General features: G+C 68.1%; 6 protein-coding genes. 4 read left to right on the top strand and 2 right to left on the bottom strand.

From position 1 onward, the window contains the following. The first annotated feature begins 13 nt into the window (after positions 1 to 13). From ACK4K7_RS07620 to ACK4K7_RS07605, 4 genes are all read left to right on the top strand, one after another. Entirely contained in the window at positions 14 to 2,512 is a 2,499-nt protein-coding gene (locus ACK4K7_RS07620) for an ABC transporter permease (protein ID WP_431864880.1), read from the top strand. 69 nt (positions 2,513 to 2,581) lie between these two features. Further along, positions 2,582 to 3,874: an SDR family oxidoreductase gene (locus ACK4K7_RS07615; protein ID WP_431864878.1), complete on the top strand. Its 1,293-nt coding sequence runs from the start codon at positions 2,582 to 2,584 to the stop codon at positions 3,872 to 3,874. Continuing rightward, on the top strand, positions 3,871 to 4,347 hold the full coding sequence (locus ACK4K7_RS07610; protein ID WP_431864877.1) for a DUF2269 family protein: 477 nt from the start codon (positions 3,871 to 3,873) through the stop codon (positions 4,345 to 4,347). Before ACK4K7_RS07615 ends, ACK4K7_RS07610 begins: the two co-directional genes overlap by 4 nt. After that, positions 4,344 to 4,874, top strand: coding sequence for a hypothetical protein (locus ACK4K7_RS07605; protein ID WP_431864875.1), 531 nt, complete (start codon positions 4,344 to 4,346; stop codon positions 4,872 to 4,874). Before ACK4K7_RS07610 ends, ACK4K7_RS07605 begins: the two co-directional genes overlap by 4 nt. 213 nt (positions 4,875 to 5,087) lie before the next feature. Here ACK4K7_RS07605 and rpoC read toward each other — a convergent pair whose 3' ends face one another. Continuing rightward, the gene (gene rpoC / locus ACK4K7_RS07600) at positions 5,088 to 9,359 is read right to left on the bottom strand and encodes a DNA-directed RNA polymerase subunit beta' (protein WP_431864873.1); all 4,272 of its coding nucleotides are present in this window, start codon (positions 9,357 to 9,359) and stop codon (positions 5,088 to 5,090) included. Positions 9,360 to 9,509: 150 nt separating this feature from the next. After that, complete coding sequence (gene rpoB, locus ACK4K7_RS07595; RefSeq protein ID WP_431864871.1) at positions 9,510 to 13,667, bottom strand: DNA-directed RNA polymerase subunit beta; 4,158 nt, start codon at positions 13,665 to 13,667, stop codon at positions 9,510 to 9,512. Positions 13,668 to 13,951 lie beyond the last annotated feature (284 nt).

Below are 13,951 nucleotides of genomic sequence, written 5' to 3'. Positions count from 1 at the left end.
GGGGGGCGGGCGCATGTGGGGGAATTATGCCAGGGTCGGGCTGCGCGCGCTGGCGCGCAACAAGACCTACGCCGCGATCAACATCTTCGGACTGGCGGTGGGGATCGCGGCGGCGCTGTTGCTGCTCCTCTACGTCCGCTACGAACATAGCTACGACGCCTGGCTGCCCAATTCGGAGAATATCTACCAGGTCCAGAATTACTGGACCGATCCCGACAGCGGCGAGCGCGACGACGGACAGATGTCCGAATATGTGGCCGGACAGGCGCTCAGGAAGGATTTCCCGCAGATCGAGCGGCACGTCTATGTCCGCTCGGTCTCGCTGACCGGACTGGCGGGAGGGGAGGCTTTGCTGATCCCGCGCGCCGGGATGGTGGACGGACCCTTCTTCGACGTGCTGCCGCTGCCGCTGGTGCGCGGCGATCCCGCGAGCGCGCTCGCCCGCCCCGGATCGGCGGTGTTGAGCGAGAGCGAGGCGCAGCGCTTCTTCGGCGCGCAGGACCCGATCGGCCGGACGATCACGCTGGTGGTGAAGGGCGCGCGCGCCGATCATCGCGTCACCGGCGTGATGGCCGATCTGCCGCGCAACTCGCACCTCCGGCTCGATCTCCTGATCCGCATCGATCCGCCGACCTTCTTCGCCGACGATCCCGCCTTCCTCAGCCGATGGGGCATGCTTCAGGGCTGGAACTATGTGGCCCTGCGGCCCGGCAGCGACGTGGCGGCGATCCGGGCGGCGCTGCCGCAATGGGAGCTGCGCAACATCCCGGACGAGGATGCGGGCGGGCGCACCGTCAATCCGGGCCGGTCGACGGACTGGGACCTCGTCAACATCCGCGACGTCCATCTGGGCGCGGCGCAGAGCGGGGCGATGCGGCCGGGCAACGATCGCGGCACGATCCTCACCTTCACCATCGTCGCTTTCCTGATCCTCGGCATGGCCTGCGTCAATTTCACCAATCTCGCCACCGCGCGGGCGGGGCAGCAGGCGCGCGAAGTGGCGCTGCGCAAGGTGCTGGGGGCGACGCGGCGGCAGCTCGTCGTCCAGTTCATCGGCGAAGCGGTGCTGGTGACGTCGCTCGCCTTGCTGGTCGGCATCGCCTTGTTCGAACTGTCGCTGCCGCGGCTGTCGGCCTTCCTCGACGCCGATCTCGCGCGCGCGATGCCGCCATGGTGGGCGGTCGCCGGCCTGCTCGCCGGGCTGGTGCTGGCGGTGGGAGTCGCGGGGGGCGCCTATCCCGCCTTCCACCTCTCGCGTTTCCAGCCGGCCGAGGTGCTGAAGGCCAACAAGTCGGCCAGCGACGCGCCCGCGTCCGCGCGCTTCCGCGGCGCGCTGGTGATGCTGCAATTCGCGATCTCGATCGGCCTCATCATCTGCACGGCGATCGTCTATGCGCAGACGGTCCACGCCCGCACGGTCGATCCCGGCTACCGGCGCGACGGCCTGCTGCAGGTCGACGGCCTCGAACGGCGGCAGATCGCGCCCGTTACGGAGGCCTTCGCGCGCGAAGTGGCGCGGGTGGACGGCGTCGTCGCCGTTGGCCGGACCGGCCTCGGCATCGGCAGCGGCTATTTCCGGGTGAGCGATGCGGTCCTGCCCGGCCGGACCGAGCCGGTCAGTGTCCACAGCTATGCGATCGACGACGGCTTCCTGCCCGCGATGGGGATGGACCTGATCGCCGGCCGCGCGCTCGACCGGAGCCGGCCCGGCGACGACGCGACTCTGCCGGAAGGCGACGCCGCGGCGGGGCAGGCGCTGGCGGCGCGGGGCGTCAACCTGCTCGTCAACGAGACGGCGGCGCGGCGCTTCGGCTTTGCCGATCCGGCGGCGGCGGTCGGGCTGCAGTTCCGCTTCGCCTTGCTGCCGGGCGAGGCGGGGATGGTGCCGGCCACGGTTGTCGGCGTCGTCGGAGACGCGCGGCTCCGCTCCGCGCGTCAGCCGATCGACCCCATCGCCTACCGGCTGTCCGAGACCGGGCTCAACCATCTGATGGTGCGCTACCGTGGCGATCCGGCGGCGGTGCGGGAGCGGGTGGGCGAGGTCTGGAAGCGCTTCGCCGCCGACGCGCCGTTCGAAGCGGCGTTCGGCGAGGAGATCGTGGCCGAGCTGCACGGTGCGGAGGATGCACGGGCCAGGGCCTTCGCCGCCTTCGCCGGGCTCGCCGTCGTCATCGCCTGCCTGGGGCTGTTCGGCCTCGCCGCCTTCACCGCCGAGCGGCGCACCAAGGAGATCGGCATCAGGAAGGTGCTGGGGGCGAGCAGCTTCGACATCGTGCGCCTGCTCGCCTGGCAATTCTCCAAGCCGGTGATCTTCGCCAACATCGTCGCCTGGCCGGTCGCCTGGTGGGTGATGCGCGACTGGCTGAACGGCTTCGACGCGCGGATCGCGCTCGGGCCGGGGCCGTTCCTGCTCGCCGGCTTCATCGCCTTCGCGATCGCGCTCGGCACGATCGCCGGCCACGCCATCCGCGTGTCCCGCGCCAATCCGATCGAGGCGCTGCGCTACGAATAGGCTCGTGACGCTGCTGGAACGGGCCGGGCGCCGCCGGGTTGACGCCGCACGGCAGAAGAAGGAGCGCGCATGCGGATATTGCTGGTCGGCGCGACCGGGCTGATCGGATCGGCGGTCGCGGCGCGGCTGACGGCCGACGGGCACGACGTGACCGCGCTGGCGCGGCGCGCGGGTCCGGCCGCCCGCCGCCTGTCCGCCGCGCGCTGGATCGCGCGGGACCTGCGCACGCTTGGCCGGCCGGAGGACTGGCGGCCGCTGATCGCCGGCTGCGATGCGGTGGTGTACTGCGCCGGCGTTCTTCAGGACGGCGGACGGGACGCGACCGGCACGGTCCACCGCGATGCGCCGGCCGCCTTGTGGGAGGCCTGCGCATCGGAAGGCGTGCGGCGCGTCGTCCATTTCTCCGCGATGGGCGTCGATCGCGGGGCGCTGACTCCCTTTTCGGAAAGCAAGGCGGCCGGAGACGCCGCGCTCATGGCGCATGATCTCGACTGGGTGATCCTGCGGCCCTCCGTGGTGGTGGGACGGGCGGCGTTCGGGGGCAGCGCCTTGTTCCGCGGCCTCGCCGCCTTGCCCGTGCGTCCGCGCACCGAAGAGGCCGGGCCGCTCGACATCGTGCAACTCGACGACGTGGTGGAGACGGTCGCGCGGCTCGTTCGCCCGGACGCTCCCGCGCGGGTGGCGCTGGAGCTTGCGGGGCCGGAGCGGTTGAGCTTCGACGAGGTGGTGGACGCCTATCGCGCCTGGCTCGGCTGGCGCCCCGCGCGGCTGGTGCGATTGCCTTCCTTCGCGATGGTACTCGCCTGGCGGCTCGGCGACCTTGCGGGGCGGCTCGGCTGGCGGCCGCCGGTGCGCAGCACCGCGCGGCGCGAGATCGTGCGCGGCGCCGTCGGCGATCCCGGCGCCTGGACGGCCGCCAGCGGCGTCCGCCCGCGCCCGCTCCGCGCCGCGCTCGCCGCCGAGCCGGCGTCGGTGCAGGAACGCTGGTTCGCGCGGCTGTTCCTGCTGAAGCCGCTGGCGCTGGCCGTCTTCGCCGCCTTCTGGATCCTGACCGGGCTGATCTCGCTCGGGCCCGGCTACGCGCTTGCCCGCTGGGTGATGGAGCAGACCGCCGCCGCGCCGCTGGCGGAAGCGAGCGTGATCCTCGGCTCGCTGGTCGATCTCGCCGTCGGCATCGCCATCCTTTTCCGCCGCACCGCCAAGGCGGGGCTGATCGCGGCGCTCGCGGTCTCGCTCGGCTATATCGCCGCCGGCACGGCGCTGCTTCCGAACCTGTGGCTCGATCCGCTGGGCCCGATGCTGAAAATCTGGCCGATCCTCGCGCTCAACCTGATGCTGCTGGCGATATTGGACGAGCGATGACCGAATATTTCATCCTGAAATTCCTGCACGTGATCGGCGCGACGGTCCTGCTCGGCACGGGCGCGGGCATCGCCTTCTTCATGCTGATGGCCCATCGCACCGGCGACGCCCATGTCGTGGCGGCGACGGCGCGGATCGTGGTGGTCGCCGATTATCTGTTCACCGCGACGGCGGTTGTGGCGCAGCCGGTCACGGGCCTGCTGCTCGCCCGCACCGTCGGCTATGGATTGGGGGAAGGGTGGATCGTCGCGTCCATCGCCCTTTATCTTTTCACTGGCGCCTTCTGGCTTCCGGTGGTTTGGATGCAATCCAGGATGAAGACGCTCGCTTTGACCGCCGCCGCCGCCGGACAGGAGCTGCCGGCCGAATATCACCGGCTGTTCCGCTGGTGGTTCGCCTTCGGCTTTCCCGCCTTCGCGGCGGTGCTGGCCATCTTCTGGCTGATGATCGCGCGGCCGGAGATTTCGCTGTGAGCCGGTCCAGGCCGGAGCTCGGCCTCGGCAGCCGCTTGCTGATCGGCGCCATCGCCGGTTTCGTCGGGACGATGGCGATGACGTCCGCCATGCGCAAGCTGCACAAGCGCCTGCCGCCCGAGGAGCGCTATCCGCTGACGCCGCGGGAGATCATCGATTCCACCGCCGAAGCCGCGGGCATGGAGCCCGGCGAGGAGGCGGCGAAGGACGCGACCACCGCCAGTCACTTCCTCTACGGCGCCGGATCGGGCGCGCTGCTCGGCGCGCTCAACATGCCGGTGTCGCCGGTCACCGGCGCGGTCGCGGGGGTCGCCGTCTGGCTCGGCAGCTATATGGGCTGGATCCCGGCGGGCGGCATCCTGAAGCCCGCGACCGATCATCCGGCTCGCCGCAACGGCGCGATGATCGCCGCGCACATCGTCTGGGGCTGGTCCACCGCCAAGGCGATGCGCGAACTGGTCGCCGCGCGCGAGACGATCTTCGCCGAAGGTCCCGACAAGGACGTGCCGCACCGCGACGGCGACTAGGAGTCCCGGTCCTCCTCGCGGCGCGGGGGCAGCTGGCGGAGGCGGCGGATTGCGGCGATCATCGGGAGGATGAGCAAGGCGAGCGCCAAGAGGGCGATGAATTCCTTCATCGCCGCTTCCTAGCCGACCGCGCGGAGCCGGGGGAGGGGCAAAGAAAACGCCCCGCCGGCCGGGGCCGACGGGGCGCTTCCTCAAGCATCGATGGCCGGACGGTCAGTCCTGCAGATATTCGCCGGCATCCGCGTCGGTGCCGTGGCCGCTCGGCGCCACTTCGGCGAGCGGATCGGCGTTGATCGCGGCTTCGGGGCCCTGGGCAAGCTCGGCGGCATGCTCTTCCGCGGCCGAATTGGCGGCGATGAGCGATTCCTGGAGCTTGCGGTGGGCGGCGCGCAGGGCGGCGTCGCGGCTGGTCGCCGCGATCCGCATCCGCTGCATGCCCGCGCCGGTGCCGGCCGGGATGAGACGGCCGACGATCACATTCTCCTTGAGGCCGTCGAGCGTGTCGATCTTGCCCTGCACCGAAGCTTCGGTGAGCACCCGGGTCGTCTCCTGGAAGGAGGCGGCCGAGATGAAGCTGCGGGTCTGCAGGCTCGCCTTGGTGATGCCGAGCAGCACCGGCTTGCCCTGCGCGGGCTGCTTCTTCGTCTCGGCGAGGCGGGCGTTGACCTCCTTCATCTCGGCGAGATCGACCTGCTCGCCGACGAGGAAGGTGGAATCGCCCGACTCGATGATCTCGACCTTCTGCAGCATCTGGCGAACGATCACCTCGATGTGCTTGTCGTTGATCTTCACGCCCTGGAGTCGATAGACTTCCTGGATTTCCGAGACGAGATATTCCGCCAGCGCCTTGACGCCGAGCACCTCGAGGATGTCGTGCGGATCGGGGCTGCCGCCGATCAGGTTGTCGCCGCGCTTGACGTAATCGCCTTCCTGCACGTCGATCACCTTCGACTTCGGCACCAGATACTCGACCGGCTCGCCGCCATCATCCGGGATGATCGCGATCTTGCGCTTGGCCTTGTAGTCCTTGCCGAACGCGACGCGGCCGGAGACCTTCGCGATGATCGCATTCTCCTTGGGCTTGCGCGCCTCGAACAGCTCCGCCACCCGCGGCAGACCGCCGGTGATGTCGCGGGTCTTGGCGGCCTCGCGGCTGACGCGGGCGAGCACTTCGCCGGCCTGGACGGTCTGGCCGTCCTCGACCGACAGCATCGCGCCCGGGGCGAGCATGTAGCGCGCCGCCTCGCCGCTCTCGGCGTCGAGCAGGGTGATGCGCGGACGCAGATCCTCCTTCGACCGGGCGGTGCCGCGGAACTCCGTGACGACGCGCTGGGCGATGCCCGTCGCTTCGTCGGTCTGCTCGACCAGCGTCTTGCCTTCGACCAGATCCTGGAACTTCACGGTGCCGCCCTTTTCGGTGATCACCGGCATCATGAACGGATCCCATTCCGCCAGCCGCTCGCCGCGGCTGACGATATGGCCGTGGTCGACCATCAGGTGGGCGCCGTACGGGATGCGGTGCACCGCGCGCTCGCGGCCGTCCATGTCGACGATCGCCAGTTCGCCGTTGCGGGCCATGGCGATGCGCCGGCCGCGCGGATCGGTGATCGTCGGCAGGTCGCGAAGCTCGATCGTGCCGTCGACCGCCGCCTCGAGGCTGGAGGTCTCGTTGAGCTGGGCGGCGCCGCCGATGTGGAAGGTCCGCATCGTCAGCTGCGTGCCCGGCTCGCCGATCGACTGGGCGGCGATGACGCCCACCGACTCGCCGATATTGACCGGCGTGCCGCGGGCGAGATCGCGCCCGTAGCAGGCGGCGCAGACGCCGCGCTCGCTCTCGCACACCAGCGGCGAGCGGATGCGCACCGACTGGATGCCCATCTCGTCGATCCGCAGCGCCGCGGCCTCGTCGATCAGCTCGCCTTCCCGGGCCAGCACGTCGCCGGTCTTGTCGTCGACGATGTCCTCGGCCGGGGTGCGGCCCAGGATGCGCTCGCCGAGCGAGGCGATGATCGCGCCGCCCTGGACGATGGCGCGCATCTCCAGCTGGTTCTCGGTCTTGCAGTCCTCCTCGACGACGACGCAATCCTGCGACACGTCGACCAGACGGCGGGTGAGATAGCCCGAGTTCGCCGTCTTAAGCGCCGTATCCGCGAGGCCCTTGCGGGCGCCGTGGGTGGAGTTGAAATATTCAAGGACGGTGAGGCCTTCCTTGAAGTTCGAGATGATCGGCGTCTCGATGATCTCGCCCGACGGCTTGGCCATCAGGCCGCGCATGCCGGCGAGCTGCTTCATCTGGGCCTGCGAACCGCGGGCGCCGGAATGGGCCATCATGTAGATCGAGTTGATCGGCGCCATGCGGCCGGTCTCGTCCTTGGGCTGCGCCTTGATCTTTTCCATCATGGCGTTCGCCACCTGGTCGCCGCAGCGGCTCCAGGCGTCGATCACCTTGTTGTACTTCTCCTGCTGGGTGATCAGGCCGTCCTGATACTGCTGCTCGTAATCCTTCACGAGCGCGCGGGTCTCCTCGACGAGGCCCTCCTTCTCGTGCGGGATGATCATGTCGTCCTTGCCGAACGAGATGCCGGCGCGGAAGGCGTGGCGGAAGCCGAGGCCCATGATCGCGTCGGCGAACAGCACCGTCTCCTTCTGGCCGGTGTGGCGGTAGACCACGTCGATGACGTCCGCGATCTCCTTCTTGGTGAGGAGGCGGTTGACCGTCTCGAACGGCACCTTGTGGCTCTTCGGGAGCGTCTCGCCGAGCAGCATGCGGCCCGGCGTCGTCTCGAAGCGCTTCATATAGGTGTTGCCCTGCTCGTCGGTCTGCGGGACGCGGCTGACGATCTTGCTGTGCAGGGTCACGGCGCCGGCGTTCAGCGCCTGGTGCACCTCGGCCATGTCGGCCAGCATCATGCCTTCGCCCGGCTCACCCTCGCGCTCGAGGCTGAGATAATAGAGGCCCAGCACCATGTCCTGCGAAGGCACGATGATCGGCTTGCCGTTGGCGGGCGACAGGATGTTGTTGGTCGACATCATGAGGACGCGCGCTTCCAGCTGCGCCTCGAGGCTCAGCGGGACGTGCACGGCCATCTGGTCGCCGTCGAAGTCGGCGTTGAACGCGGCGCAGACCAGCGGGTGGAGCTGGATCGCCTTGCCCTCGATCAGCACCGGCTCGAACGCCTGGATGCCGAGGCGGTGGAGCGTCGGCGCGCGGTTCAAGAGCACGGGATGCTCGCGGATCACCTCGTCGAGGATGTCCCAGACTTCCTTGCGCTCCTTCTCGACCCACTTCTTGGCCTGCTTCAGGGTCATCGACAGACCCTTGGCGTCGAGCCGCGAGTAGATGAACGGCTTGAACAGCTCGAGCGCCATCTTCTTCGGCAGGCCGCACTGGTGGAGCTTCAGCTCCGGACCGGTGACGATCACCGAACGGCCCGAATAGTCGACGCGCTTGCCGAGCAGGTTCTGCCGGAAGCGGCCCTGCTTGCCCTTCAGCATGTCCGAAAGCGACTTCAGCGGACGCTTGTTGGCGCCCGTGATGGTGCGGCCGCGGCGGCCGTTGTCGAACAGCGCGTCGACCGATTCCTGCAGCATGCGCTTTTCGTTGCGCACGATGATGTCGGGCGCGCGCAGCTCCATCAGCCGCTTCAGACGGTTGTTGCGGTTGATGACGCGGCGGTAGAGGTCGTTGAGGTCCGAGGTCGCGAAGCGGCCGCCGTCCAGCGGGACGAGCGGGCGCAGCTCCGGCGGGATGACCGGAACGACGTCGAGGATCATCCATTCCGGACGGTTGCCGGATTCGAGGAAGCTCTCGACGACCTTCAGGCGCTTGATGATCTTCTTGGGCTTCAGCTCCGACTTGGTCTCGGCCAGCTCCTTCAGAAGGTCCTCCTTCTCGCCTTCGAGATCGAGGTCCATCAGCATCTGCTTCACCGCCTCGGCGCCGATGCCGGCCGAGAAGGCGTCCTCGCCATATTCGTCCTGGGCGTCGAGCAGCTCGTCCTCGGTGAGGAGCTGGTACTTTTCGAGCGGGGTGAGGCCCGGCTCGATCACGACATAGCTCTCGAAATAGAGGATCCGCTCGAGCTGCTTCAGCTGCATGTCGAGCAGCAGGCCGATGCGGCTCGGCAGCGACTTCAGGAACCAGATGTGGGCGACCGGCGCGGCCAGCTCGATATGACCCATGCGCTCGCGGCGGACCTTGGAGACGGTCACCTCCACGCCGCACTTCTCGCAGACGATGCCCTTGTACTTCATGCGCTTGTACTTGCCGCACAGGCACTCATAGTCCTTGATCGGACCAAAGATGCGCGCGCAGAACAGGCCGTCCCGCTCCGGCTTGAAGGTGCGGTAGTTGATCGTCTCGGGCTTCTTGATCTCGCCGAACGACCAGGAGCGGATGCGCTCGGGCGAGGCGATGCCGATCTTGATCTGGTCGAAGGTCTCCGGCTTGGCGACCGGATTGGCGAAATTGGTCAGTTCGTTCATGTCTTCTTTCCTTCCAACCCCTCGCCCCCTTCAGGAGGAGAGGGAAGACGGGCCGTCAGGCCCGGCAGGGAGAGGGGGGAGTCAGAGGAGGGCTCTCGACTCCCCCCTCTCCCCGGCCCTCTCCCCCGAACGCGGGGGCGAGGGTGAAATCTACTCCGCCGCTTCGGCGAGCCCGTCCTCGTCGTCGGCGAGGCTGTTGAGCTCCACGTTGAGGCCCAGCGAGCGCATCTCCTTGACGAGCACGTTGAAGCTCTCCGGAATGCCGGCCTCGAACGTGTCGTCGCCCTTGACGATCGCCTCGTAGACCTTGGTGCGGCCGATCACGTCGTCCGACTTCACCGTCAGCATCTCCTGCAGCGTGTAGGCGGCGCCATAGGCCTGGAGCGCCCAGACCTCCATTTCGCCGAAGCGCTGACCGCCGAACTGCGCCTTGCCGCCCAGCGGCTGCTGGGTGACGAGGCTGTACGGGCCGATCGAGCGGGCGTGGATCTTGTCGTCCACGAGGTGGTGGAGCTTCAGCATGTAGATGTAGCCCACGGTCACCTTGCGGTCGAACGCCTCGCCGGTGCGACCGTCGAACAGGGTCACCTGGCCGCTCTCGTCGAGACCCGCCTTGCGCAGCATCGCCGACACGTCCGCCTCGCGCGCGCCGTCGAACACCGGCGTGCCCATCGGAACGCCGCTGACGAGGTTGGAGGCGAGCTCCAGCACTTCCTCGTCGGTACGGGCATCGATGTCGGCATGATAATGATCGCCGTAGATGTCCTTCAGCTTGGCGCGCAGCCCCGGAAGGTCGTCGGGCGTCATGCCCTCCGCCCGGTGCCGCATGTCGTCCAGCATCTGGTGGATCTGCCGACCGAGGCCGCGGGCGGCCCAGCCGAGATGGGTCTCGAAGATCTGCCCGACGTTCATGCGCGACGGCACGCCCAGCGGGTTGAGCACGATGTCGGCCGGGGTGCCGTCCTCAAGGAACGGCATGTCCTCTTCCGGAAGGATCCGGGAGATGACGCCCTTGTTGCCGTGACGGCCGGCCATCTTGTCGCCCGGCTGCAGCTTGCGCTTCACCGCGACGAACACCTTCACCATCTTGAGCACGCCCGGGGGCAGCTCGTCGCCGCGCTCCAGCTTCTCGATCCGGTCTTCCAGGCGCCGGCGGATCGCGGCCTCGGCCTCGTCATACTGGGCCTTCACCGCTTCCAGATCGGCCTGGACGGCATCGTCTTTCACCGCGAACTTCCACCACTCGTGGCGCTCGACCCCGTCCAGCGTCTCGGCGTCGATCTCGGCGCCCTTCTTGACGCCCTTCGGCGCCGCCGTGGCCGTCTGACCGACCAGCATCCCGCGCAGGCGGGTGAAGGTCGCGCGCTTAAGGATGGAGCGCTCGTCCTCCGCGTCCTTGCGGAGCCGGTCCTTCTCCTCGGACTGGATCTGCCGGGTACGGTCGTCGATGTCGATGCCGTGGCGGTTGAACACCCGCACCTCGACCACCGTGCCGGCGACGCCCGGCGGCAGGCGCAGCGACGTGTCGCGCACGTCGGACGCCTTTTCGCCGAAGATGGCGCGGAGCAGCTTTTCCTCCGGCGTCATCGGGCTTTCGCCCTTCGGCGTGATCTTGCCGACCAGGATGTCGCCCGGTTCCACTTCGGCGCCGATATAGACGATGCCCGCCTCGTCGAGGTTGCGCAGCGCTTCCTCGCCGACGTTCGGGATGTCGCGGGTGATGTCCTCAGGCCCGAGCTTGGTGTCGCGGGCCATCACCTCGAACTCCTCGATGTGGATCGAGGTGAAGACGTCGTCCTTCACGATCCGCTCGGAGATGAGGATGGAGTCCTCGAAGTTGTAGCCGTTCCAGGGCATGAAGGCGACGAGCACGTTGCGGCCGAGCGCGAGCTCGCCGAGATCGGTCGACGGACCATCGGCGATGACGTCGCCCTTGCGCACCACGTCGCCCACCTTCACCAGCGGACGCTGGTTGATGCAGGTGTTCTGGTTGGAACGCTGGAACTTCATCAGCGTGTAGATGTCGACGCCCGACTTGCCGGCCTCGACCTCGTCGGTGGCGCGGATGACGATGCGGGTGGCGTCGACCTGGTCGACCACGCCCGACCGGCGGGCGGCGATCGCCGCGCCGGAATCGCGCGCCACCGTCTCTTCCATGCCGGTGCCGACGAACGGCGCCTCGGCGCGGACCAGCGGCACCGCCTGGCGCTGCATGTTCGAACCCATCAGCGCGCGGTTGGCGTCGTCATTCTCGAGGAACGGAATGAGCGAGGCCGCGACCGAGACGAGCTGCTTGGGGCTCACGTCCATCAGCGTGATGAGTTCGCGCGGCGCCATCAGGAAGTCGCCGGCCTGGCGCGAGGAGACGATCTCCTCGGCGAAGCTGCCGTCCTCGTTCAACTCGGCATTGGCCTGTGCGATCGTGTGCTTGGCCTCCTCCATCGCCGACAAATAGACCACCTCGTCGGTGACCTTGCCGTCGACGACCCGGCGGTACGGGGTCTCGATGAAGCCGTATTTGTTCACCCGGCTGAAGCTGGCGAGCGAGTTGATGAGGCCGATGTTCGGCCCTTCCGGAGTCTCGATCGGGCAGATGCGGCCATAGTGCGTCGGGTGGACGTCGCGGACCTCGAAGCCCGCGCGCTCGCGGGTGAGGCCGCCCGGCCCGAGCGCCGACACGCGGCGCTTGTGGGTGACCTCGGACAGCGGGTTGGTCTGGTCCATGAACTGCGACAGCTGCGAGGAGCCGAAGAATTCGCGCACCGCGGCCACCGCCGGCTTGGCGTTGATGAGGTCGTTCGGCATCACGGTCGACACGTCGACCGAGGACATGCGCTCCTTCACCGCCCGCTCCATGCGCAGCAGGCCGACGCGATACTGGTTCTCCAGCAGCTCGCCGACCGAACGGACGCGGCGGTTGCCAAGATTGTCGATGTCGTCGATCTCGCCCTTGCCGTCCTTCAGGTCGACCAGGGTCTTCACGACCGCGATGATGTCCTCCTTGCGGAGCGTCGTCACCGTGTCCTCGACGTCGAGGTCGAGGCGCATGTTGAGCTTGACGCGGCCGACGGCGGAGAGGTCGTAGCGCTCCGGATCGAAGAACAGGCCGGCGAACAGCGCCTCGGCCGTCTCGCGGGTCGGCGGCTCGCCGGGGCGCATGACCCGGTAGATGTCGGACAGGGCCTGGTCGCGGTCCTCGGCCTTGTCGGCCTTCAGCGTGTTGCGGATCCAGGCGCCGGTGTTGACATGGTCGATGTCGAGCAGCTCGAGCCGGTCGATGCCGGCCTTGTCGAGCTTCTCGAGATTCTCCGGCGACACCTCGTCGCCGGCCTCGATATAGATTTCGCCGGTCTTCTCGTTGATGAGGTCGTAGGCCGAATAGCGGCCGAAGATTTCCTCGGTCGGGATGACGAGCTGCGCGAGGCCGTCCTTGGCGGCCTTGTTGGCGGCGCGCGGCGTGATCTTCTGGCCGGCCGCGAACACGACCTCGCCGGTGTCGGCGTTGACGACGTCGAACATCGGCTTCTGGCCGCGCCACTGCTCGGCCACGAACGGCACCTGCCAGCCATTGGCGCCGCGCACGTAGGAGACGCGGTCGTAGAATGTGTTGAGGATGTCCTCGCTCGACATTTCGAGCGCGTGGAGGAGGGCCGTGACCGGCAGCTTGCGCTTGCGGTCGATGCGGACGTTGACGATGTCCTTGGCGTCGAACTCGAAGTCGAGCCAGGAGCCGCGATAGGGGATGACGCGGGCGGCGAACAGGAACTTGCCCGACGCGTGGGTCTTGCCGCGGTCATGGTCGAACAGGACGCCCGGCGAGCGGTGCATCTGGGAGACGATCACGCGCTCGGTGCCGTTGACGATGAACGTGCCGTTCTTCGTCATCAGCGGCATGTCGCCCATATAGACGTCCTGCTCCTTGATATCGAGCACGGAGCGGGTTTCGGTATCGGGATCGACCTCGAACACGATGAGGCGCAGGGTGACGCGCATCGGCGCGGCATAGGTCATGCCGCGCTGACGGCACTCGTCCGTGTCGTATTTCGGCTCTTCGAGCTCGTAATGGACGAAGTCGAGTTCGGCGGTGCCGGCGAAGTCGCGGATCGGGAACACCGAACGCAGCGTCTTCTCGAGGCCGGAGACGTATCCGTCCTGCGGGCGCGAGCGGAGGAACTGCTCGTAGCTTTCGCGCTGAACCTCGATGAGGTTCGGCATTTCGGAAACTTCGTGGATGTTGCCGAAGATCTTGCGGATGCGCTTGGACGCGGTGGAACGCTGTTCCGTCGCCGGAGCTGCCTTGGTCGCCATGTGGTTCTAGTCGCCTCTGTTCTCGCACGCCCCGGCGCGGGTCCGGGGCCTTGTCGTCCTCCGGCGGGCGCCGGAAAAATCGGTCGCGGCGGTCTTCCAACGCAAAAAGCCGCGAGTCCCATCGCATGAGGACCGCAGCTTCGGCGTCGAGAAACCCCAGCCGATCAATGCGTTGGCCCCGCTGCGCGACGGCGCGACCTGTTCCGATAGGCTGTGGTGAGGCGCGCTATGTAGGGGAGGGGAGGCGACGGGTCAAGGGCGCCGCAAACGGGTGATCGGTGTCA

Source organism: Allosphingosinicella sp. (genome assembly GCF_046295735.1).
Taxonomy (GTDB): Bacteria; Pseudomonadota; Alphaproteobacteria; order Sphingomonadales; family Sphingomonadaceae; genus Allosphingosinicella.
The sequence above is the reverse complement of the archived record's forward strand: the minus strand, read 5'-3'. Positions and strand labels throughout refer to the sequence as shown.